We start from the raw sequence: 23,206 nt of genomic DNA on the forward strand, positions 1-23,206 counted from the left end.
GCTCCGCGGGTTCTGCCGGGGTGCGTCAACCGCGCTCCGGCGGCACTGACGACAGTTCGAACGGACTGCTGCTGCGCCGCTGGTTGCGATCTTCGCGCGGCGTGGCGCCGAAGAAGTTGCGGTAGGCGCTGGAGAAATGCGGCCCGGAGGAGAAACCGCAGGACAGGCCGATCTGGATGATCGACTTGCTGGTTTGCATCAACATCTGCCGGGCCTTGTTCAGGCGCAACTCCAGGTAGTACTGGCTCGGCACGCGGTTGAGGTATTGCTTGAAGATCCGCTCCAGCTGTCGACGGGACACGCACACGTGCTGGGCGATTTCGTCGGTGGTCAGCGGCTCTTCGATGTTGGCTTCCATCAGCAACACCGCTTGGGTGAGCTTCGGATGGCTGGAACCGAGACGGTTCTGCAGTGGAATGCGCTGGCGTTCACCGCCCTCGCGGATGCGCTCGACCACCAGTTCTTCGGACACCGCACCGGCCAGTTCTGCCCCATGATCACGGGCCAGCACCGCCAGCAACAGGTCGAGTACCGACATGCCGCCACACGCGGTCAGGCGATCACGATCCCAGTCGAACAGGTGACTGGTGGCGATGACTTTCGGGAAACGCTCGGCGAAATCGTCCTGCCAGCGCCAGTGCACGGCCGCGCGATAACCGTCGAGCAGACCGAGCTGCGCCAGCGGATACACGCCCGCCGACAGACCACCGATCACGCAACCGGCCCGCACCAGTTGCTTGAGCGCGCTGCTGAGGGCCGGGGCCAGAGTGGTCGGTGGCTCGTCGGCGAGCAGGAACAGTTTCTGGAAGTTTTCCAGCTTGCCGGTCCACGCCTCGCCCGGCAGTTGCCACGCCCCCTCGGCCGCAACGTCTGTCACGGTTTCGGCCTGGAGGAACGACAATTCGTAAACCACCTCCGGATGCACCCGCTGAGCAACACGCAAGGCCTCCTCCGCCAGCGCCAGCGTCAAAGCTTTAGTGCTGGGCCAAATCAGGAAACCAATTCGATGGGCAGTCATGGGCGGGCAATCCGAAACGAAGAACGGTGATGAAGGCATGGGCCAATGCTAGCCCGTAATCGAAGCTGTCGCAGGTCCATTGTGGGAGCGGGCTTGCTCGCGAAGGCGGTGGTTCAGGCAGCAATGATGTTGACTGATCGACCGTTTTCGCGAGCAAGCCCGCTCCCACAGGGGGACCGAGCCAGTCTTCAGGTCGCGAAGCATGACCTAATCTGGTGCATAACGGCAGCGATTACTTGAGGCTGCCCGACAGGAATTGTTGCAAGCGCTCGGATTGCGGATTGACCAGCACTTCGCGCGGGTTGCCGCTCTCTTCCACGACACCTTTGTGCAGGAACACCAACTGGTTCGACACTTCACGGGCGAAGCCCATTTCGTGCGTGACCACGACCATGGTGCGGCCTTCCTGAGCGAGGGCCTGCATGACTTTCAGCACGTCACCGACCAGCTCCGGGTCAAGCGCCGAAGTCGGTTCGTCGAACAGCATCACTTCCGGCTCCATCGCCAGCGCACGGGCAATTGCCACACGCTGCTGCTCGCCACCGGACATGTGCCCCGGGAACGCGTCTTTACGATGGGCCACGCCAACCTTGTTCAGGTAGTGCTCGGCTTTCTCGCGGGCTTCAGCCTTGGACACGCCCAGTACGTGGACCGGCGCTTCCATGATGTTTTCCAGCGCGGTCATGTGCGACCACAGGTTGAAATGCTGGAACACCATCGACAGGCGCGAACGCATGCGCTGCAGCTGTTTCGGATCAGCGGCTTTCAGCGCGCCGTCCTTGTTCGCTACCAGTTTCAGCTCTTCGTTGTTGAGCAGGATCTTGCCCGCGTGCGGCTGCTCAAGCAGGTTGATGCAGCGCAGGAAAGTACTTTTGCCGGAGCCACTGGAGCCGATGATGCTGATCACATCGCCGGCTGCCGCTTTCAGGGACACGCCCTTGAGCACTTCGTGACTGCCATAGCGTTTATGCAGGTCTTGGACTTCAAGTTTGTACATGCGGTCGGTTCTCACAAAAACAGTCAGTCAGTCGTTGAGCAAGCGCCCGTGACGCAGCGCTTCGCGCCCCGCCACCTTGGCCAGCCAGAAACCGGGTTGGGCATAGCGCAGCCGTTCAATGGCAAACAGCACCCCGGACGTACCAGCACACACCGTGCTGACCCGATCGGACACAGGGTCGATCACTTCGAAAATCTCATCCCCGGCTTCAACCCACTCGCCGGGTTTACGCAGAAAACTCACCACACCGGGGTGCGGCGCCAACAGTAATTCAGTGCCTTCGAACGGCATGCCTTCGCACGGCTCGCTGGCCGGCTTCGGCCACTCGCCAGTGATCAGGCCTTGCTCGGCGAGGAACGCCAGAATGCCTTCAGCCCAGGCTTGCGCATCAACGCGGTCGGTATTGGCCTGACCGCCGAGCTCGACGGTGGTCGCCAGGCACGCCAGTGGAATCTGCGCGTCCGGGAACTGCCGCGACAGACGCAGCCACGGCAACGAGCACGCCTCATCGAAGGAGCTGCCGCCGGAATCTTCCGCCAGCAGACCGACCTTCACATTCAGGTGCGCCGCCAGCGAACGCCACTGCGGCCAATGCTGCGGCAGCGCATACATGTGCAGCGCGGCTTCAGCGTCGCAATGCAAGTCGAGCACCACATCGGCAGTGCAGGCGTGGCTGAGCAAAACGCGCTGCATGCCTTGCAACTGGCTGCTCGCCTCGGGCAATGCCGCCAGATGATCAGCCATGGCCTGACGGATCAGGCGAATGTTGGCGTGCGGATCGTCACCGAGACGCTCGGCCAGCGCCGCCGCCACCGGTGCGCTCAGCTCGACGAAATCACGGTTGAAATTCTTGCCGCTGCCCGCCTCGAAACGCCCCTGATGATTGCCTTGCAGCAATTGGCCGAGGCCCAGCGGGTTGGCGACCGGCACCAGTTCGATCACACCGTTGAGCAAGCCTTGGGCTTCGAGCTCGCCGAGGCGCTTTTTCAGCTCCCAGGCGGTGCGCATGCCCGGCAGTTCGTCGGCGTGCAGGCTGGCCTGGATGTAAGCCTTGCGCTCGCCGCTGCCGAAGCGGAAGACCGAGATCTTGCGCTCGCTGCCCAAGTGGCTCCACGGCAATACGTGGTCGATGCGTTCCATATCAGTGCTTCCGCGGGGCGAGGTAGCTCAACCAGCGGCGCTCGGCCAGCTTGAACAGCTTCACCAGAATGAAGGTCAGGCACAGGTAGAACACGCCGGCGGTGATGTACGCCTCGAACGGCAGGTAGTACTGCGCGTTGACAGTACGGGCCGCGCCGGTGATGTCGATCAGGGTCACGATGGACGCCAGACTGGTGGTCTGCAGCATCATGATCACTTCGTTGCTGTACTGCGGCAGCGCCCGGCGCAGGGCCGATGGCAACAGGATGCGCTTGTACAGTTTGAAGCGCGACATGCCCATGGCCTTGGCGGCTTCGATCTCGCCGTTCGGCGTGGCCTTGAGGCTGCCGGCAATGATCTCGGCGGTGTAGGCGCTGGTGTTGATCGCGAACGCCAGGCACGCACAGAACGTTGCGCTGGACAGCCACGGCCACATGAAGCTTTCACGTACTGCTTCGAACTGCGCCAGACCGTAGTAGATCAGGAACAGCTGCACCAGCATCGGCGTGCCGCGGATCACGTAGGTGTAGAGCCACGCGGCGCCGTTGACGATCGGGTTCTTGGAGACGCGCATCAGGCCCAGCGGCAGTGCCGCCAACAGACCGAACAACAGCGACAGCGCGAGCAGTTTGAGGGTGGTCAGCAGGCCGCCGAGGTACAGCGGCATGGCCTCCCAAATGACGTTGTAGTCGAAGATCATAGATCAGCCGCCCTTACGCCTACCGAGTAGCGCTTCTCAAGGTGACGCAGCGCCAGCAACGAGACACTGGTAATCACCAGGTACATCGCCGCCACTGCGAGGAAGAAGGTGAAAGGCTCGCGGGTGGCATCCGCCGCCTGCTTGGCCTTGAACATCATGTCTTGCAGACCGACCACCGAAATCAGCGCGGTGGCCTTGGTCAGAACCAGCCAGTTGTTGGTGAAGCCAGGAATCGCCAGGCGAATCATCTGCGGCACCATCACCCGGAAGAACACCTGAAAACTGCTCATGCCGTACGCCATGCCCGCTTCGGCCTGGCCTTTTGGGATCGCCATGAACGCGCCACGGAAGGTTTCCGAAAGGTACGCACCGAAGATGAAACCGAGGGTGCCGATACCGGCGGCCAGCGGATTCAGGTCGATGTAGTCGTCATAGCCGAGCATCGGCGCGACGCGGTTGAGCAGGTCCTGACCGCCGTAGAAGATCAGCAGGATCAGCACCAGGTCGGGAATCCCGCGGATCACCGTGGAATACAGATCGCCCAGCCACGCCAGCCAGCGAATCGGCGACAGGCGCAACGCGACCCCGATCAGCCCGAGAACGATGGCCAGGGCCATGGACGACAAGGCGAGCTGAAGCGTCAGCCATGCGCCATCGAGGATGACAGCCCCGTAGCCTTTCAACATGATTCAGGTCCTCGAAAGTTGGGATGAAAAAATGGCGCAAACCGCAGAGATCCTGTTGCTTGCGCCATTTCTGACTTGTCGCAGAGACGTGTTACTTGCCGTAGATATCGAAGGCGAAGTACTTGTCCTGGATAGCTTTGTATTTACCGTTTTCACGGATAGCCGCGATGGCAGCGTTGATCTTGTCTTTCAGCGCGTCACCCTTGCGCACCGCGATGCCTACGCCGTCGCCGAAGTATTTGACGTCGGTGAACTGCGGGCCAACGAAGGCGAAGCCTTTGCCGGAATCAGTGTTCAGGAAGCCGTCCTGCAGCAGGGTGGCATCAGCCACGGTACCGTCGAGGCGACCAGCAGCCACGTCGAGGTAGATTTCGTTCTGCGAGCCGTATGGCTTGATCTCGGCACCCAGCGGGGCCAGGACTTCGCGGGCGAAACGCTCGTGGATCGAACCACGTTGTACACCGATGTTTTTGCCCTTGAGCTCAGACAGGTTGTCGCTGACAACGGTGCCCTGCTTCATGACCAGACGGGCCGGGGTGTTGTAGTACTTGTTGGTGAAGTCCACGGACTTCTTGCGGTCTTCGGTGATCGACATGGACGACAGGATCGCGTCGATCTTGCGCACTTTCAGTGCCGGGATCAGACCGTCGAACTCTTGCTCGACCCACTGGCACTTGACCTTCATTTCTTCACACAGGGCATTGCCGATGTCGTAGTCGAAACCAACGATGCTGCCATCCGGCGCTTTGGAAGCGAACGGAGGGTACGCCGCTTCGATACCGATCTTCAGAGGTTTTTCATCAGCGAAGGAATTCAGCGACAGCACGGACAGTGCCAGGGCGCCAAGCAGCACAAGTTTCTTCATCTTGGGACTCCATCGGTAAAGGGCAAAAACGGCAGAGTGAGCGACAGCCCAATATGCGAATGGGTGAATCGGGAAAGCGGCGCAGCATCGGTGGGAAATTTCCCATTGAAACCCTCGGAGGTTTCAACGTCAGCCACGATGAGCGAGTGATCGGCATTCTAACGACAGGCCCGAAGCCGATATTTCTTCAATGCGACAACTAATTACAGATGCACAGAGAAACCCGCTTGAGCGCATTGACAGCCTTGCAAATTCATGCAAGAGCGAAAGACAGTGAACCGATCTATGCTGCAAATTGCGGGCCTATTATTCGCAAACCCTTCTAATCCGGCAAGCGCAGCGTTGTGTCTTATTTTTCACCGGGGGTTTTAAGGCTCTAAAACGGGGCATTGCGTTTCCCTTCGCCCCGCGGCGGGGCGGGCGGTTACACATTTGGTTACTCAGGTAGGCATGGGTAACAGCGGGAAGGGGCTTACGCGGGAAATCGATAATTATTGGTTGGGTGGGTTTTCATTCCGACAGCGAAGTACACCGGTGTCTGACAGATGGCTATCGCGAGCAGGCTCACTCCTACAGTGATCGCGCTCCAATCAACTGTAGGAGTGAGCCTGCTCGCGATGAGGCCAGCAAAACCACCCCAAAACCTCCAGACACAAAAAAGCCCCACCCGGCAAACACCGGACAGGGCTTTTCAATGCATCAGACAGACTTAAGCCACATTCATCGTCTTGTGCGTATCAATCAAATGCTGCACCACACCCGGATCCGCCAGGGTCGAGATATCCCCCAACCCATCGTACTCAGCCGTAGCAATCTTGCGCAGAATCCGCCGCATGATCTTGCCCGAACGCGTCTTCGGCAGCCCCGGCGCCCACTGGATCACGTCCGGCGAAGCAATCGGGCCGATCTCTTTGCGCACCCAGTTCTTCAGTTCCAGACGCAGTTGCTCGCTCGGCTCTTCGCCATTTTTCAGGGTGACGTAGACATAAATGCCCTGCCCCTTGATGTCGTGCGGCACACCAACCACCGCCGCTTCGGCGACTTTCGGGTGGGCGACCATCGCGCTTTCGATCTCGGCGGTGCCCATGCGGTGGCCGGAGACGTTGAGCACGTCGTCGACACGCCCGGTGATCCAGTAGTAACCATCAGCGTCACGCCGCGCACCGTCACCGGTGAAGTACATGCCACGAAAGGTCTTGAAGTAGGTGTCGACGAAGCGGTCGTGATCGCCATACAACGTGCGCGCCTGACCCGGCCACGAATCGAGAATCACCAGATTGCCCTCGGCCTCGCCCTCGATGATGTTGCCGAGGTTGTCGACCAGCGCCGGCACCACACCGAAGAACGGACGTGCCGCCGACCCCGGTTTCAGTGCATGCGCCCCCGGCAGCGGGCTCATCATGTTGCCGCCGGTTTCGGTCTGCCACCAGGTATCGACGATCGGGCAACGGGACTTGCCGACATTCTTGTAGTACCAGTCCCACGCTTCCGGGTTGATCGGCTCGCCCACCGAACCGAGCAGACGCAGGCTGCTGCCGTCAGCGCCTTCAACGGCGGCGGTGCCGGACGCCATCATCGCGCGGATCGCGGTCGGCGCGGTGTAGAGGATGTTGACCTTGTGCTTGTCGACGATCTTCGCCACCCGGGTGATGTCCGGGTAGTTCGGCACGCCTTCGAACAGCAGCGTGGTCGCGCCATTGGCCAGCGGGCCGTAGACGATGTAGCTGTGGCCGGTGACCCAGCCGACGTCGGCGGTGCACCAGTAGATTTCGCCTGGACGGTAGTCGAACACGCGCTCGTGGGTCATCGCCGCATACAGCAGATAACCGCCGGTGGTGTGCTGCACGCCCTTCGGCTTGCCGGTCGAGCCGGAGGTATAAAGGATGAACAGCGCTTCTTCGGCGCCCATCTCTTTCGGCGCGCAGACAGTGCCCGCCACTTTCATCAGGTCTTCGTACCAGATGTCGCGATGCTGGTTCCACTTGATGTCGCCACCGGTGCGCTTACACACGATGACTTTCTGGATGCTGCTGGTTTCCGGGTTGGTCAGCGCGTCGTCGACGTTGGCCTTCAGCGAGATCTTCTTGCCGGCACGGATGCCTTCGTCAGCTGTGATCACCACTTTCGATTTGCAGTCGATGATCCGCCCCGCCAGGGCCTCCGGCGAGAAACCACCGAACACCACCGAATGAATCGCGCCGATCCGGGTACAGGCCAGCATGGCGACCACGGCTTCGGGGATCATCGGCATATAGATAGTCACCACATCGCCGCGGTGTACGTCCTGACCACGCAGGGCGTTGGCCAGTTTGCACACTTGTTCGTGCAGTTCGCGATAGGTGATGTTGCGGCTTTCGGAAGGATCGTCGCCTTCCCAGATGATTGCAACTTGGTCGCCGCGCTCGGCCAGATGACGGTCGAGGCAGTTGTAGGAAACGTTCAGGGTGCCGTCGGCGAACCATTTGATGTCGACATGGTGATCGTCGAAGGAAGTCTGCTTCACCGTGGTGAAAGGCTTGATCCAGTCGAGGCGCTTGGCTTGCTCGCGCCAGAAACCGTCAGGGTTGACGACCGACTGCTGGTACATGGCTTTGTAGGTCGCCTCGTCAGTCAGCGTATTGGCCAGAACCTCGGGACGAACGGGATACAGAGAAGCCGCACTCATCTTTCTTACCTCGGTGGAATAGTTGTTTTTGTATGACCCCGTTGTAGCCGGGCCGGGCCCATAGAACCATTCGACGATGGTAGTAACAAGCCCCTACAAAACATGGCGATACCCAGACAGCAAGCCCGACGCACTACCCCCAAACACCCCAAACCCCTTGTAGGAGCTTGCCTGCAAGCGATCCAGACAACTCGGTTCCCCAGACAAATTGCATCGCCAGAAAACGCTCTCCTCACCCTAACGACCGATTGTTACCAAAACCGCGAAAAGTGTTTATCAAAACTCCACCTGTTTACCCCCACCCCACCCCCCTAAAATCCGCATCGCCGACAAGGCAAACCGATTAACAACGTTACAGCCCCCACGAAGGCCGTTAATCAACTTATCCAAGTGATGAAGTTCCACACGCAACCCTAAAAAGGTTGCGTGACCCCACTCGACCTCAAAAAGGTAAATCTGAAATGAAAGCTTTATTGGTTCTGGCCCTCAGCAGCCTGTGCGCAACCGCCATGGCAGACGAGGTCCCGACTGATGTCGCACAGCAACAACCGGTGATCGAGGAATACACTTACTCCACTCACCTGGACATCGCCAAAGTTGTATCGATGAGCGAAGTGCCGAATGTCTGCGAAGTGGTACCGGCCAAAATGGAGTACGACGACTCCAAGGGTCAGCGCCACATCCTGCGTTACAGCGTCATGGGCAACGGCTGCACCAATTGATGATTGAGACTGCACCGAATCGGACCGCTCAGCGCCTCATTTGAGGGTCGATTCCAGCCCGGCTTCGGTCGGGCTCAGTTGTGTCTGGAGTCGTCAAAAATGCTTGCAAAACACTAGATGTAGTGAAAAACCGGTTTTTTTGTTCGTTTTTTGAGCAAATCCACAATCGCGAGATTTTTGCGAAAAAAAATCTATCCCCGGCAAAGCCCTGTAAACCCGCACTCTCATCGAAAAACCAGCCTCCTCGACCGCTCCATGCGCGGATTCGCCTCAGCACAGCCGTGTTTTTTTCCCTATAATGCCGCCCTAATCGGGTCAGCAATATTCCCTTACAGGGAGCAAAAGCCATTCTGAAGCCCCGCAGCAGCGTCAACGCTGATCTGCGCCCGTCAGAGGCTCTCGGAAACCCGTACAAAATTCTGTTTTATTGCCTGCCTTGGCTGCCGCAAAAAACGATTCCTTAAGATCCAACGCGGTCTGTACGACCGTGTGAAAAACCAACCAATCAGGTTTCACACGGGGCGACAGGCCCTCACGCAGGAGACGACACGTCATGCTGAGCTGGGACGAATTCGACAAAGAAGACAGTGAAGTAGCAGCAGTGAAAGGCGCCAACGCCGGCCACGCTACTGAAGCCAACATGGACCGCCTCGACAGCGCCGGCGGTGCCGCAGCGCTGGAAGCCCGCGCCGTGACCGCCGACGACTCGGCCGCCGTGGCCCGCGCCAAGGCTGCACTGGATTCCCTCGACGTCGCCGAAGGCCTCGCCGAACTCGAAGGCGCCTCCGCCCGTGTCGCCGTTGACGAAAAGCGCATGATCAACTGCCGCGCCGACCTCAACCAACTCGTGCCATTCAAGTACGACTGGGCTTGGCAGAAGTACCTGGACGGCTGCGCAAACCACTGGATGCCGCAAGAAGTCAACATGACCGCCGACATCGCCCTCTGGAAAAACCCGGAAGGCCTGACCGACGACGAGCGCCGCATCGTGATGCGCAACCTCGGCTTCTTCTCCACCGCCGACTCCCTGGTTGCCAACAACCTGGTCCTGGCCGTGTACCGCCTGATCACCAACCCGGAATGCCGCCAGTACATCCTGCGCCAGGCCTTCGAAGAGGCGATCCACACCCACGCCTACCAGTACTGCATCGAATCGCTGGCCATGGATGAAGGCGAGATCTTCAACATGTACCACGAGATCCCATCGGTCGCCAAAAAGGCAGCCTGGGGCCTGAAATACACCCGTTCGATCTCCGATCCGAAGTTCGAAACCGGCACCCCGGACACCGACAAAGAACTGCTGCGCAACCTGATCGCCTACTACTGCGTTCTGGAAGGCATCTTCTTCTACTGCGGCTTCACCCAGATCCTCTCCATGGGCCGCCGCAACAAAATGACCGGCGTCGCCGAGCAGTTCCAGTACATCCTGCGCGACGAATCCATGCACCTGAACTTCGGCATCGACGTGATCAACCAGATCAAAATCGAAAACCCACACCTGTGGGATGCCGAGATGAAGGAAGAAGCGACCCAAATGATCCTGCAGGGTACGCAGCTGGAAATCGAATACGCCCGCGACACCATGCCTCGCGGCGTACTGGGCATGAACGCGGCGATGATGGAGGACTACCTGAAGTTCATCGCTAACCGTCGTTTGTCGCAGATCGGTTTGAAAGAAGAGTACCCAGGGACCACTAACCCGTTCCCTTGGATGAGCGAGATTATGGACTTGAAGAAAGAGAAGAATTTCTTTGAGACTCGCGTGATCGAATACCAAACTGGTGGTGCGTTGAGCTGGGACTAATGGTCTCGCTCGCCACGATTTGACGATTGCTGCTTGAGTCGCCAAGTCGAGAAAGCAAAAGCCCCGATCTGATCGGGGCTTTTTTATGGACGATTGGTAATCGTTTTTTACGCCTACGTCACAGCGCTCAATCTCCTACAGCACTTACAGCCGCGTCCCATTGAAGGCCGCTACAAGCACTACTAAGCTCTATCGCAGGTGCCTAAGAAACGCCCAACGTAGAAAGCTTGGTCAGTGACACAGACGTGTGATTCGTCGGTGACAACTGCTCTGCTCGTTGGGATTTCTTAAGTCCGCTCTACGTTGGGGTCAGGCCCTCCCAAAATCTAACGTAGAGGTCATAGATATGTCTGATCCGCTCCCGGTAATAGTGTTCTCTCGCCACAACCTTTCTCTCCATGCCCTTTTATTAGAAAACCAGCCTTGGTTCTCCGCTCGCGATGTCGGCCGCTTGATGGGTTTCCATCTGAATGATCGGGTGGTCAACAAGCTAGATAGCGATCAGCGCCGCGTCATGTGGATTGAGTACTTTCGAGAACCAGAACAGCATCTGATGCTCAGTGAGTCCGGGGTGTACGCGCTGCTGGTCTATCACTACGTTCCGGGTAATCGGTTGTTGCGGGAATGGCTGACCAATGAGGTGGTGCCGACATTGCGCGATGCTGCGGATTCAGGAGATTCGAATCGGCCAATGTTGAGCTTGTTGGATTGGCCGGAGATGTCTTTGCGTTTGCTGCATTGGCAGGATGAGGGCTGGATTCGGCTTCGGGATATGCCTTACCTGTTAAATGATCAAAATCTACGACGAGCTTCTCTAGAGAAACCCTGGTGGCGGAGGGTTACGCAGGTGTTTCAGTCCTCGAAGCACTCGATGGGCTAGGGAGAGGTTTGTAGGATTGCGCGGGATCCGTCGCTGTTTTCTGTAGGAATTTTCGTAGACAGCAGTAATGGCCACTCAGTATCGTCCGAGGGTTTTCAACCCTCGGCGACTGTATGGATACGAAAAAGGAACAAAAAGGCTGGACCGATGAAGAATTGGAAGCCTCTGTCGATGCCTATCTCTCGATTCAAGTGAGATATCCAAACGATGAAAAATTCAACAAGTCTGCGGAGCACAAGCATCTGCAGGACGGTGTACTTGCTAATCGCAATACCAAGTCGATCGACTATCGCCTGCAGAACATCTCGGCATTGTTTGATGAGCTGGGGCTGAAGACGATTGTTCACTACAAACCAAAAGTTAACCTTGGTTCAGGTATCACTGCGCGCCTAACCAAAATTTTAGAGTCAAAAGGTATTCTGACTCGGAGTATCGGCTCTCCTTCTGACGAGGCTGCAATTCGCAATCGCCACATAAAGCCCACTAGAACACCGAACTTCGTAAGCGAACCGGAAAATGATGCACCGCCTCAACAAGGGGTGACCATAACCAAATACTTTGTTCGAAACTCCAAAATCAAAGGTTGGATTCTCGATAACGCTAAGGGTATCTGCGAAGGCTGCGGGCAACCGGCTCCGTTCGAAATGGATGGAGAGCCATATCTTGAAGTTCATCACGTTAAGCATTTGGCACAGCAGGGTAGAGATCGCAAAAGCAACACAGTTGCACTGTGTCCGAATTGCCATAGACGCTGCCACCATTCTAGCGATCGGAAGGAATTCACAGATTCGCTTTATCAAAAAGTGAAGCGACTGAAGCGCGAGTAACTGGTTTATATGGAACCTGTAGCGAGGGGATTCATCCCCGATCGACTGCAAAGCGATCGCCAAACTAACACTTCCTGACGATCGCTTTTTAATGGCTTGGGTCAGCTCCGCTGCCCATCGGGGATAAATCCCCTCACCACAATTGAGATGTGTTGCTGCAAAGTGGGTATCTGGCAGCAGGACTGAGTTGATGCCCGGGATCGCCAGCAGGCTGGCTCCCACAGATTCCGCATCATCTTGAAAACAATCAGTGCAACCCGCCGCGCCTCCCGCTATTAATACCCCTCCCCCACTCAAGGATCCGAGCCCCGCCATGAAATTCGATCTCGCCTACTGCCTCAGCCTCGACGACAAGTTGTCGATCTATGACGTTCGCGATCTCAATTTCGATGAGACGGTGGCGTTCGATTCTGCGAAGGAACACTTCCAGTGCCCCAACGATGCCTGTCGTTTGGCGTTTGATGCCTCCAACGAGTTGGGCACGTTCAACGCCAAGAACGTGAATTACGTGCGCACGCCGCACTTCAAGAACTTGCCCGGTACGCAGCATGTAGCGGGTTGTCCGTATGTGAGTTTGAAGGCGTCGGCATCTGGCGTTGAGTCGGCGGATGGCGAGGTGGATGACGGGCGGGAGGAGCATTTTCCGTCGGAGTTGTTGCTGACGCGGCGTGAGTATGTGCGCAAGCCTGCTGCGCCTGCGGGGGCGGCGGATGTGTTGCGGGATGATCCGGTGCGGGTGGCGCAGGTGAGTTCCAGGGAGTCGCCGGGGCGTGAGACGGCGCCGGACAAGACCAGTGTGTTTGCGCATCCGGTGGAGTGTTTTGTGTCGAACTTCGCCGACAAGGAGTTGCTTAAGCGCATGCCGTTGAAGATCGGTGAGCACACGGCGCCTTATGGCTCGTTCTTCAAGAAGATCGAGTATCTGACGGACAACAAGGGGCTGATCTACTGGGGCAAGATCAAGGAGATCAAGGATTACACCCAGAGTTTTCGCATCGATTTCGAGCAGAAGGTCTGGTTCAAGCAGGCGGATGAGGCGAAGAAGAAGCCGTATTCGGTGAACGTTTACTTGAGCAAGAAGTTGATCGACAACTACCGCAAGCGCAAGGCGTTTCTGGAAGAGATCAAGCATGCGATCGACAGCGACAAGGAGTTGTTCTGTTTCTTCTATGGCGTGACGCCGGAGTTGAAGCAGGTGCCTAGCAAGAAGAACCCCGAACAGACGTTCGGGGTGTTCAGTGCCAACATCGAGAACCTGGATCACTTCATTGTGCGGGAAGCGCCGGGACTGGCGTGACGGTCAGCCTTTGGGCAATTGCAGTTTGGCTTCGCCACGGTGCTGGTTGACCAGCGAGTAAGGCAGCACCGACCAGTCGGGGTTATCGCAATTACGTTGGTAACGGGCGAAGTAAGCACCCAGGTAAATCCCCTTCGGCGTGAAGTGCCAGTTGGAATAACCCCAGACACTTTCATCGGTGTAATCGCAACTGTCGTCGTCTTCGGCAGGCTTCTTCATTTCTTCGGGGTACAGCGTGGTGAACTGTTTGACCAGCCACGGCGCCATGACTTTCATCTGATCGTATTCGGTGGCTGCGCTATTCGGTTCACCGATCCACAGCACATCTTTTAGTTTCAACAATTCGCCGGTGTGGACGTCCAGGTTGATCGGCGAACTACCGAAGTCCGGGTGGGCGCCGCCGCAGCTGTAACCAGTGGAGATGTCCAGGCTGACCACGTCGGGCGAGAGAAACTCCGGGGCAGCTCCTTGATCAAACTCGGCGTATTCCCCGCCATCCATCATGCAACGGTGATAGTCGATAACTTCAGTCCATAGCCGTCCGAGCAAGTGGTTGTTAATCCGCTCCTGCTCTTCTTTCGTATAGCCAGATTCAACACTGAACAACGAAACCTTCGACTCAGGCTCCGTCCACCACTGCAGCTCGTAGCCCATGAAGTTTTCTTTCTTCTCCGGCTTGAGCTTGAGCCCCTGTAAGCGCAAATACTCGTAAGGATCGTCCTTCGGCAACGTGGCAATAAAGGGCAGCGTGGTAGCAGTTGGCGCAGGAAGCTTGGCTTCGGTCAGTTGCACCGGGAGCTTCTTGCCCTTGGGGTTTTGCCATTCGCCCTGCCAACCGTTGGCGGTGGTTTTCAGCTTCAGGGTTGGCAGCGGTTTGTCGTCGCCATAGCGGTTGTTGCCTTCAATTAGGTTCAACGTGCTGCCCTGCAGCGAGCCGCTGAGTTCCAGGTCGCGGTGATACTTCTCATAGAAGTAGCGACCGGTGACTTCGTCCTGCTGCGTGGTGTTGAGCTCCAGCACAATCGGCATCTTGCCCAGCGTACCGGTGAACACGCGCCGGCCATCTTCGGCATGGGCAGTGGAAATCAGTGTGAACAGCGCCGCAGCGTATGGCGCCAGGCGCAGCAGTCCCTTGAGCATGGATCGATCCCTGAATGAATGAGGCTGCGGAGTATGCAGAGGATGCGCGCAGGAATCGAGGCTCTACTTGAGCAGCATGCCCAGCATGACGACGATCAGCAGTGCGATGTACACCCACGCATGCACCCGGTCCGGTATCCGCCCGATCCACGGCGTGGCCATTCGAATCCCGACCAACGAGCCCAGTGTCAGCACCACAAACGCCAGCAAATCCACATACCCGACAAACCACGCGCCCAGATCCGTCGCGCTGAATCCGGCCAGTGCCATGTAGGTCAGCGTCCCGGCCACTGCCACCGGCACGCTCAACGGATTGGCCATGGACGTGGCCTGGGACATGCTCAACCCGCAGCGGCGCAGCAGCGGCACGGTCATGACGCTTCCTCCTACACCGAGGAACGTGGCGATGGCGCCGATGCCTACACCGCCGGCGGATATTTCCTTGCGATCCAATCGGCGTGGAATGACACCTTCGCTGCGGGTGAGGAAGCCGCGTCTGAGCAGGCAGTCGATGATGGTCACGCCGAGGTAGGCGATGAAGGCGTAGCGGATGACCTCGCCGCTGACCCACACCGCGGCGATCGCGCCGATGATTGCGCCCAGGGCGATGAAGCCGCCGAGGGGCCACAGGTAATGGCGGATCAGATTGCCGGCGCGGCGGTGTTTGTCGGTGGCGATCAGGGCGTTGACGATCATCACGCAGGTCGAGGTGGCGACGGCGATGTGCATGGCCGATTGGCTGATGGGGTCGTCGGCGCCATGGCTGGCGCTGAGCAAGCGATAGAGCAGCGGCACGACGACGAAGCCGCCGCCGAAACCGAACAGGACGGCGGTGATGCCGGTCAGGCAGCCGAAGAGAGTCAGCAGTAGGTAGAACATGGCGCGTCTTCCGGTGATGGCGAGCTGTCGACGATAGAGCGAAGCGGCTTGGCCTGCTTCAGCAACTCAGCCAATAATGTTTGCGTTTACGCCAACTTCCGGGAAACGCTCGATGCGCAATGTTTCGATCAATCTGCTGGATCACACACCGCGCCCGGTGGTGGCGATCGGTACAGATTATTCCCACGGCCATCTGTTGCCGTTTCATACGCATCGACGGGCGCAGTTGTTGTACGGCGCGACCGGGGTAATGCAGGTCCGTACCCATGACGGCAACTGGGTGGTGCCGCCGCAACGGGCGGTGTGGATTCCGCCGGGGGTGGCGCATGAGGTGCTGATGCTCGGCGTGAGTACGCGCAGTTTGTACATCGAGCCGGGGGCGGTGGACTTGGGTGGGCGCTGCCAGGTGATCAGCGTTTCACCGTTGATGCGGCACTTGTTGATGGAAGCCGTGGAAGTGCCGCTGACTTATGACCTCGAAGGACGCGACGGCGTATTGATCGACCTGCTGCTGCATGAACTGGCGCGCAGTGCGCCCCTGCCCTTGCACATTCCGCTGCCGACTGACGGAAAGCTCCTCGCTCTATGTCAGACCTTTCTGCTTCAGCCGAACGCCCATCAGTCGCCGCAACACTGGGCCGAGCAGTTGCACATAAGCTTGCGCACCTTCAACAGACTGTTTCGGCAGCAGACCGGGTTGAGCTTCAGTCAATGGCGGCAACAGGCCTGCGTGGTGCTGGCGCTGGCGCGGCTGGCGGCCGGTGAAGCGGTGACGCGGATCGCCCTGGACTTCGGTTATGAGAGCCCGGCGGCGTTCTCGACGATGTTCCGGCGCATCCTCGGACAGGCACCGTCCGTCTGGTTGGAGGCGGCGAACTAGGGCAAATCAAAAAATGCGTTTGATCCCGGCCGAAAACAACTGTACAAAAACACAGTACATTTTCAATCAGCACTCTTGAGCCCGGAGCACACCATGGCCTCTCTTGCGATGAACCACATCCTCGAACGCATTGCCCTTTTCCAGTTCACCCCGACGCACTGCGTCCAGGCCCGAGCGATGCTGGGCTGGAGCGTGGAACAACTGTCGCGCGAGGCGGAGGTTGCGGTGGATGATATCCAGCGGTTTGAAGCGCAGCAGGACGTGGCGGATGCGACGCGGCTGGCGTTGGCTTATCGGTTTGAGGCACAGGGGCTGGTGTTTTTTCCCGGGTTTGCGCCGGGTCGCAAATTGAATCCCCAGGCCATGCAGCAGAACGTTGCAGAGCGTGGGGATTTTGCTTAGGTGGAATGATTACTTGAACGCAGGGTGCCGCAGCTCGGCCGAGGCTTGTTCATAGCTGTAGGCCATGGCGAACAATTGCGGCTCGCTCCATGCTTTGCCGAAAAAGAACACGGACGTGGGTATACCGTTAGCGCTCATGCCCGATGGCAGGGTTACCGCCGGATAACCAGCCACTGCGGCAGAAAATTGCGAGTAACCATCCGCTTCGGCAACCATTGCGTCGAGGTTGTGTTCGCGCAGTTGCTCGTCAATGGCGTCCTTGAAGTTTTTGCTGATGCTCAAGATCAATCCGCTGGCCTGTTCGTGAGTCATGTCCAGCGCATTCATCGCTTCGAGCGTGGCCTGCCCATAGCCCTCCTTGCCGGGATTGAGCTGATTGAAGTCGATCAGGTCCTGCAACGACTGGATCGGCAGAGCGGAACGGCTGACGAGATATTCAGGCAATTCGTATTTCATCGCGCCCATCAGACCGGGTACGAAATTATCGATATCAGGTAAACGAATGGTCACTGGCACGAGCGTCGCACCTTGTTTCTCGAGTGTGATCATTGCCTTCTGAAACTCCACTCCGGGAGTCAGAACCACGCCGTCCGTTCCCTCGTAAGCAGCGGGATAACCGATACGCTTGCCTTGCAGGGCATCGTTTGCCAGCAGCGCCGTGTAGTCGATTCCTGTCGGGGCGATCGATGTCGCGGAGTCCGCAGCATCCATGCCTTGCAACACGTTGAACATCATTGCCGCATCGCGGACAGTACGTGTCAAAGTGCCTGGGGTGTCTTGCAGACGGGTGATTGGCACCACCCCGGTGCGACTGAACAGACCCAAGGTGGGTTTGACGCCGATTACGCCATTGGCCGATGCCGGGCAAGTGATCGAACCGTTGGTTTCCGTGCCCAAGGAGATCGGCGCGAAACCGGCAGCCACGGCAGCGGCCGATCCAGAACTGGAACCGCAGATTTCCTCGCTCAGTGCATGTGGGTTTTTCCCTTGCCCACCACGTCCGCTCCAACCATGGGGCAAACCCATTTCCCGCACATAAGCCCATTCACTCATGTTGGCTTTACCCAGAATAATCGCGCCGGCATCCCGCAGCTGTTTAACCACAAAGGCATCGTTGGCTGCCGGCTGGCCGACCATGGCCAAGGAGCCGGCGCCGGTTTGCAGGCTGTCGGCAGTATCAAAATTGTCTTTGAGCAGTACCGGAATACCATGCAACGGACCACGCGACAGCCCCTCGTTACGCTCGTTATCCAGCGCGGTAGCTATTTCGATGGCTTGTGAATTCAGTTCGACGATGGCGTGGATAGCAGGGCCTTGCTTGTCCAGCTCGGCAATTCGCTGTTGAAAGTGTTCAACCAGTTCAACAGCAGTGAGCTCATTGTCGGCCATCATTTTGCTGAGTTCACTGACGCTGGCGTAATGAAGATCGGCAGCCGAATGGGCACTGGCAGCGACTCCTGTCGCTGCCAGTGCGACCAATATGGATTTCGTCAGCGTATTCACGCGACGTTTGAAGAAATGCGTCATGTCTATCGTCCTTGTTTAGGCTAATCACGAGTGATTCATTCACTCGCGACCAAGCCTACCGAGGACATAGGAAAGAGCTGTCAGCCAGCTGGACTATCGACAGTAGGAAAAGTCATCCCGACTTGTAGCCGCTACCAGCAATTGGGGCGTTTTCCGACACATCCTGCTCCATATTCAGCCACCACGTGTGCCCCCGCTGCGGCTGCATCAAATTAAACGCCTCGCCCATTCGCGGCGTGGTAATCGAAACACTACGCTCCCAGGCCAGCGCCAGAATCCGGTCAAACGGTTCATGCCAGGCGTGCATCGCCAGGTCGAAGGTGCCGTTGTGGATCGGAAACAGCCAGCGGCCCTTGAGGTCGAGGTGCGCCTGCAGGGTTTCTTCGGGCTGCATGTGCACGTGTGGCCATTCGACGTTGTAGGCGCCGGTTTCCATCAGGGTCAGGTCGAACGGGCCGTACTGTTCGCCGATGCGTTTGAAGCCGTCGAAATAGCCGCTGTCGCCGCTGAAGAAGATTCGCGTGTCGCCGTCGATCATCACCCACGATGCCCACAGGGTGCTGTTGCTGTCGAACAGGCTGCGGCCGGAGAAGTGCTGCGAGGGAGTGGCAACGAAGCGGATGCCGGCGATTTCGGTGCCCTGCCACCAGTCGTACTGGCGAACTTTACTGGCGTCGATGCCCCATTTGATCAGGGTGTCGCCGACGCCCAGCGGGGTCAGGAAATAGTTGGTTTTGGCCGCCAGTTGCAGTACTGCCTGATAATCGAGGTGGTCGTAATGGTTGTGCGACAGGATCACCGCTTCGATCGGCGGCAACTGGTCGATGCTGATCGGCGGTTGGTGAAAACGTTTCGGGCCGGCCCATTGCACGGGCGAGGCACGCTCGGCGAAGACCGGGTCAGTGATCCAGAATTTGTCGCGCATTTTCAGCAGCAGGGTCGAGTGGCCGAGGCGGTAAACGCTGTGATTCGGTGCTGCCAGCAGGTCTTCACGGGTCAGCGGTTGCACCGGGATCGCGGCGGCGGGACGGGTATTGCGGGGCTTGTTGAAAATCATGTTCCACATGATCCGCAGCATCTTGCGCCCACCTTCGCGTTGCACCGGCGCATGGTTACGGAACAGCCCTTGATCCTGGCGAGAGGCTTCAGGCGTGGAAGTTTGATCCGCAGAAAAATCTGGATTGGCCATGACTGAGAGACTCCAGAAAAACCGCGCAATTCACGGTTTTTCACGGTGGGACGATAAATGGCCAAGGCACGCACGCATCAGCCGAACTGTCTGTTTTTTAGGTTGCGCGGATTAACGCAACATTACACTGATCGGTGTAGTTTCTAGGTTGCATCAAACCGGATGACAAGTAAACTGCCAAGTGTAATTCCACCCCTTCTCTGCCGAAGCGTACTTATGACAGCTCCACAACGCCTCACCGACCGCAAACGCGAAGCCATCATCCAGGCGGCAATTGCCGAATTCCGTGCCAACGGGTTCGAGGTCACCAGCATGGACAAGATCGCGGCCACCGCCGGGGTGTCGAAGCGCACGGTGTACAACCACTTTCCCAGCAAGGAAGAGCTGTTCGCCGAAATTCTCAACCAACTCTGGGCACGCATCACCGACGAGCAAGCCGTGACCTATCGCGCGGATCAGCCGCTGCGCGAGCAACTGCTGCCCATGTTGCTGGCTAAGCTGCAGATGATGGCCGATGACAATTTTCTCGGACTGGCACGGGTGGCGATCGCTGCCACCATCCATTCCCCGGAGCGCGCGCAGGACATGGTGGCGCGCATGGGCGAGCGCGAAGAAGGCCTGACGGTGTGGATTCGCGCTGCGCTGGCGGATGGTCGGCTGAAAACCGTGAACGCAGAATTCGCCGCGCAGCAGGTGCAAGGGCTGTTGAAGTCGTTCGGTTTCTGGCCGCAGATTTCCATGGGCCTGCCGCCGCTGGATGCAGACACGCAAAAAGCCGTGGCCGAGTCGGCCATGGAGATGTTTCTGGCCAGATACCAGCTCTAAACCGGCCCTCTCCTGCGCCCCGCCACGATTAAATGGCTCGGAAGGACACTGATTATTCCCGTTGGAATAAATGACAATGTCCGACAATTGACCGACGAACGGTCAACCTGAAAAAGCACTTCAAAGTATTTCAGGATGAATCTGGCGCAGGACATCATGGAAAATCAACGCGGCAAAGGCTTGTCATTCGCCAGACGCATTTATCTGCCCAGGATCATCGGTCTGGGTGTCGGCTTTTTCAGCGTCGCGGCCGCGCTGTATCCGTTGCACATGCCGAACTGGCTCTGGGCGCTGCTGGTGTTTAACGGTTTTATCTGGCCGCATCTGGCCTACCAGATTTCGACCCGCTCGACCTTCCCCTACCATGCCGAACGCCGCAACCTGTTGTACGACTCGTTGTGCGGGGGCTTCTGGACCGCGTGCTTTCAGTTCAATCCGCTGACCACCGTGACCATCCTGTCGATGATGACCATGAACAATGTCGCCGCCGGTGGACGACGTCTGTTCCTGCTCGGTGCCCTGGCCCAAGTGGCCGGCGTACTGCTGGGCTGTTTACTGTTCGGCTTCAAGTTCAGCCTGACGATGACGCAAATCGAGGTTTGGGCCTGCCTGCCGATGCTGACCTTGTACCCCTTGGCCCTGGGCATGGTCAGTTACCAACTGGCGATCAAACTTGCACAACACAAACGTGCACTCAGAGACCTGAGCCGCACCGACAGCCTCACCGGGCTGCTCAATCACGGCGCCTGGAAGGATCTGCTCCATACGCGTTTCACCCGGTGCCGAGATAACAACACCCAGGACATTCTGGCGCTGATCGACATCGATCATTTCAAGACCATCAACGACAACTATGGGCACATCGTTGGCGACGCCGTGCTGCGCGAGTTGAGCCAGGCACTCAAAGGGCTGCTGGCCGAAGGTGAACGGGCCGGTCGTTATGGCGGCGACGAGTTTTGCCTGATCCTGCCCGACCAGCCACTCAATAAAGCCGAGGCGCAAATGGAACGATTGCGTCAGGCGATGGATCAATATCGGCACCCGGATGTGCCAGAGCTACGCGTCAGCCTGAGTATCGGTCTGGCCCGGTTTCAGCCGTCGTACAGCGACGCGGTTGCCTGGCTGGATGACGCCGACAAAGCGCTGTACACCGCCAAACACACGGGGCGCAACACCATCAGCGTGGCGCTGAGCAGTCCGGGCTAAGAAGACGCCCGCGCCCTCAGCCTTGAAAAAACTGATTCGCAATTTCTTGTACAACTCAAAGCAGTTTGTATAAGATCGGCTCGTCAGCCTGGATGCTGGCACTTTGCAGTCAATGGCAAATGCTCATCCAGCATTTGCTCTGCCAGCGCGGAAACAGGGACACAAACCTCGTCTTTCCCTACTTCCAGGTACTGCCCCTATGTTTTTCAAACGCCACCAGTCCGAACTCAACGACCTTCAACACACCATCACCGAACAGAACGGCCTGCTTGAAGCGATCAATCGCTCCATGGCGGTGATCGAGTTCGACCTTGAAGGCGTAGTGCTAAAGGCCAATGACAACTTCCTCAAAACCATGGGTTACCGCGCCGAACAGGTGATCGGCCAGCCGCATCGCTTGTTCTGCACCGCAGAGTTTGGCCGCAGCGCGCAATACACCGAACTGTGGTCGCGCCTGAAAAACGGCCAGTTCCAGTCCGGCACCTTCGAGCGGATCAACAGCCAGGGCCAGCCGGTCTGGCTGGAAGCCAACTACAACCCGATCAAGGATGCGTCGGGGCGCGTGGTCAAAGTGGTCAAGTTCGCCATGGACGTGACGACCAAAGTCCAGCAGGAAAGCGAGGCCAACGCCAAGCTGCAGGCGATCGACCGGGCAATGGCGGTGATCGAATTCGACCTCAACGGCGGCATTCTCACCGCCAACCAGAATTTTCTGACGCGCATGGGTTACACGCTCGCTGAACTGAAGGGTAAACATCACCGTTTGTTCTGCCGGGCGGAGCTGGTCAACAGCAGCGCCTATGAGGATTTCTGGCGGCGGTTGAATCAGGGTGAGCTGTTTCAGGGTCAGTTCGAACGCGTCGACAAGCGCGGCCAGAGTGTGTGGCTGGAGGCCAACTACAACCCGGTATACGACGCTGCCGGGCGGTTGTGCAAAGTGGTGAAATTCGCCACGGACGTCACCGCCCGCGTCGAGCAGCACGAGCACGATGCGCGCAGCGCCAGCGCTGCTTATCACATCTCGGTGGAAACCCGGAAAGTCGCCGAGCAAGGCACTCAGGTGATCCAGCAGGCGGCCAGTGAGATGCGCGAAATCGCTGACGATATCGCGCAGTCATCAACGCTGATCGCGCAACTTGGCGAACGCTCGGAGCAGATCACGGCGATCGTCAACACTATCCGCGCGATTGCCGACCAGACCAATCTACTGGCGCTCAACGCGGCGATTGAAGCGGCGCGCGCCGGGGACCAGGGGCGCGGGTTCGCGGTGGTGGCGGACGAAGTGCGGCAACTGGCGGCGCGTACCAGCGGCTCGACGGCGGAGATTTCCAACATGATCGGCCTGATCCAAAGCGAAACCCGTCAGGCGATCAAGAGCATGGAAGGCACTCGCGGGCGGGCGGCGCAAGGCGTTGAACTGGCGGATCAGGCCGGCAGCGTGATTCTGCAGATCCGCGATGGCGCCAGTGAAGCGGTGCAGGCGGTGAGCATGTTTGCCAATGAGCGGGCGCCGGGCTGAGAGACTTGCCAGGGTGAAAGACCGCGTCGTCTCTTTCG

General features: G+C 58.3%; 20 protein-coding genes and 2 pseudogenes. 11 read left to right on the forward strand and 11 right to left on the reverse strand.

The window, feature by feature from the left end:
• Positions 1 to 25: 25 nt before the first annotated feature.
• From argR to acs, 7 genes are all read right to left on the reverse strand, one after another.
• Positions 26 to 1,018: a transcriptional regulator ArgR gene (argR, locus tag E4T63_RS20845; protein ID WP_027612635.1), complete on the reverse strand. Its 993-nt coding sequence runs from the start codon at positions 1,016 to 1,018 to the stop codon at positions 26 to 28.
• Positions 1,019 to 1,250: 232 nt separating this feature from the next.
• Positions 1,251 to 2,015, reverse strand: a complete 765-nt coding sequence (locus E4T63_RS20855; RefSeq protein ID WP_003227281.1) for an ABC transporter ATP-binding protein — start codon at positions 2,013 to 2,015, stop codon at positions 1,251 to 1,253.
• Positions 2,016 to 2,042: 27 nt separating this feature from the next.
• Positions 2,043 to 3,155 carry a M14 family metallopeptidase gene (locus tag E4T63_RS20860; RefSeq protein WP_135296372.1) on the reverse strand — a complete coding sequence of 371 codons (1,113 nt, stop codon included), beginning with the start codon at positions 3,153 to 3,155 and terminating at the stop codon, positions 2,043 to 2,045.
• A 1-nt stretch (position 3,156) separates the two neighbouring features.
• Positions 3,157 to 3,855 carry an ABC transporter permease gene (locus tag E4T63_RS20865; protein WP_103485855.1) on the reverse strand — a complete coding sequence of 233 codons (699 nt, stop codon included), beginning with the start codon at positions 3,853 to 3,855 and terminating at the stop codon, positions 3,157 to 3,159.
• Positions 3,852 to 4,541 (reverse strand): ABC transporter permease, encoded by a 690-nt coding sequence (locus tag E4T63_RS20870; protein WP_003227287.1) that lies wholly within the window; start codon positions 4,539 to 4,541, stop codon positions 3,852 to 3,854. Before E4T63_RS20870 ends, E4T63_RS20865 begins: the two co-directional genes overlap by 4 nt.
• Positions 4,542 to 4,632: 91 nt before the next feature.
• Positions 4,633 to 5,406, reverse strand: coding sequence for an ABC transporter substrate-binding protein (locus E4T63_RS20875; RefSeq protein ID WP_027612633.1), 774 nt, complete (start codon positions 5,404 to 5,406; stop codon positions 4,633 to 4,635).
• A 709-nt stretch (positions 5,407 to 6,115) separates the two neighbouring features.
• Positions 6,116 to 8,071, reverse strand: a complete 1,956-nt coding sequence (gene acs / locus E4T63_RS20880; protein WP_007963105.1) for an acetate--CoA ligase — start codon at positions 8,069 to 8,071, stop codon at positions 6,116 to 6,118.
• Positions 8,072 to 8,532: 461 nt separating this feature from the next.
• Between acs and E4T63_RS20885 the strand changes: the two genes are divergently transcribed.
• From E4T63_RS20885 to E4T63_RS20905, 5 genes are all read left to right on the forward strand, one after another.
• Entirely contained in the window at positions 8,533 to 8,793 is a 261-nt protein-coding gene (locus E4T63_RS20885) for a DUF2790 domain-containing protein (protein ID WP_027612631.1), read from the forward strand.
• A 553-nt stretch (positions 8,794 to 9,346) separates the two neighbouring features.
• Entirely contained in the window at positions 9,347 to 10,597 is a 1,251-nt protein-coding gene (locus tag E4T63_RS20890; RefSeq protein ID WP_027612630.1) for a ribonucleotide-diphosphate reductase subunit beta, read from the forward strand.
• Positions 10,598 to 10,943: 346 nt separating this feature from the next.
• Positions 10,944 to 11,477, forward strand: coding sequence for a BRO-N domain-containing protein (locus E4T63_RS20895; protein ID WP_135296373.1), 534 nt, complete (start codon positions 10,944 to 10,946; stop codon positions 11,475 to 11,477).
• Positions 11,478 to 11,590: 113 nt separating this feature from the next.
• Positions 11,591 to 12,304 (forward strand): HNH endonuclease, encoded by a 714-nt coding sequence (locus E4T63_RS20900; protein ID WP_097085841.1) that lies wholly within the window; start codon positions 11,591 to 11,593, stop codon positions 12,302 to 12,304.
• Between the two features lie 313 nt (positions 12,305 to 12,617).
• On the forward strand, positions 12,618 to 13,601 hold the full coding sequence (locus E4T63_RS20905; protein WP_135296374.1) for a hypothetical protein: 984 nt from the start codon (positions 12,618 to 12,620) through the stop codon (positions 13,599 to 13,601).
• 3 nt (positions 13,602 to 13,604) lie between these two features.
• Here the strand turns inward: E4T63_RS20905 and E4T63_RS20910 are convergent, their stop codons facing one another.
• Positions 13,605 to 14,741 carry a hypothetical protein gene (locus E4T63_RS20910; RefSeq protein ID WP_135296375.1) on the reverse strand — a complete coding sequence of 379 codons (1,137 nt, stop codon included), beginning with the start codon at positions 14,739 to 14,741 and terminating at the stop codon, positions 13,605 to 13,607.
• A 63-nt stretch (positions 14,742 to 14,804) separates the two neighbouring features.
• Entirely contained in the window at positions 14,805 to 15,620 is an 816-nt protein-coding gene (locus tag E4T63_RS20915; RefSeq protein WP_135296376.1) for a sulfite exporter TauE/SafE family protein, read from the reverse strand.
• Positions 15,621 to 15,732: 112 nt separating this feature from the next.
• On the opposite strand from E4T63_RS20915, the gene E4T63_RS20920 reads away from it, so the two are divergent.
• Positions 15,733 to 16,500: an AraC family transcriptional regulator gene (locus E4T63_RS20920; RefSeq protein ID WP_135296377.1), complete on the forward strand. Its 768-nt coding sequence runs from the start codon at positions 15,733 to 15,735 to the stop codon at positions 16,498 to 16,500.
• Positions 16,501 to 16,593: 93 nt separating this feature from the next.
• The gene (locus tag E4T63_RS20925) at positions 16,594 to 16,902 is read left to right on the forward strand and encodes a hypothetical protein (protein ID WP_027612618.1); all 309 of its coding nucleotides are present in this window, start codon (positions 16,594 to 16,596) and stop codon (positions 16,900 to 16,902) included.
• 9 nt (positions 16,903 to 16,911) lie between these two features.
• Here E4T63_RS20925 and E4T63_RS20930 read toward each other — a convergent pair whose 3' ends face one another.
• Both E4T63_RS20930 and E4T63_RS20935 read right to left on the reverse strand, forming a co-directional pair.
• Entirely contained in the window at positions 16,912 to 18,429 is a 1,518-nt protein-coding gene (locus tag E4T63_RS20930) for an amidase family protein (RefSeq protein ID WP_135296378.1), read from the reverse strand.
• Positions 18,430 to 18,541: 112 nt separating this feature from the next.
• Positions 18,542 to 19,618: an MBL fold metallo-hydrolase gene (locus tag E4T63_RS20935; protein WP_027612616.1), complete on the reverse strand. Its 1,077-nt coding sequence runs from the start codon at positions 19,616 to 19,618 to the stop codon at positions 18,542 to 18,544.
• Positions 19,619 to 19,834: 216 nt separating this feature from the next.
• Between E4T63_RS20935 and E4T63_RS20940 the strand changes: the two genes are divergently transcribed.
• From E4T63_RS20940 to E4T63_RS29030, 4 genes and pseudogenes are all read left to right on the forward strand, one after another.
• On the forward strand, positions 19,835 to 20,443 hold the full coding sequence (locus tag E4T63_RS20940) for a TetR/AcrR family transcriptional regulator (protein WP_027612615.1): 609 nt from the start codon (positions 19,835 to 19,837) through the stop codon (positions 20,441 to 20,443).
• Between the two features lie 156 nt (positions 20,444 to 20,599).
• Positions 20,600 to 21,649, forward strand: a complete 1,050-nt coding sequence (locus E4T63_RS20945; RefSeq protein ID WP_135296947.1) for a diguanylate cyclase — start codon at positions 20,600 to 20,602, stop codon at positions 21,647 to 21,649.
• A 289-nt stretch (positions 21,650 to 21,938) separates the two neighbouring features.
• A pseudogene (locus tag E4T63_RS29025) lies at positions 21,939 to 22,574 on the forward strand (PAS domain-containing protein); the annotation flags it as partial.
• A gap of 156 nt (positions 22,575 to 22,730) precedes the next feature.
• Positions 22,731 to 23,168, forward strand: a pseudogene (locus E4T63_RS29030) (methyl-accepting chemotaxis protein); the annotation flags it as partial.
• Between the last annotated feature and the right edge of the window lie 38 nt (positions 23,169 to 23,206).

Origin of the sequence: Pseudomonas fluorescens, assembly GCF_004683905.1 — a bacterium.
GTDB classification, from domain to species: Bacteria; Pseudomonadota; Gammaproteobacteria; order Pseudomonadales; family Pseudomonadaceae; genus Aquipseudomonas; species Aquipseudomonas putida_A.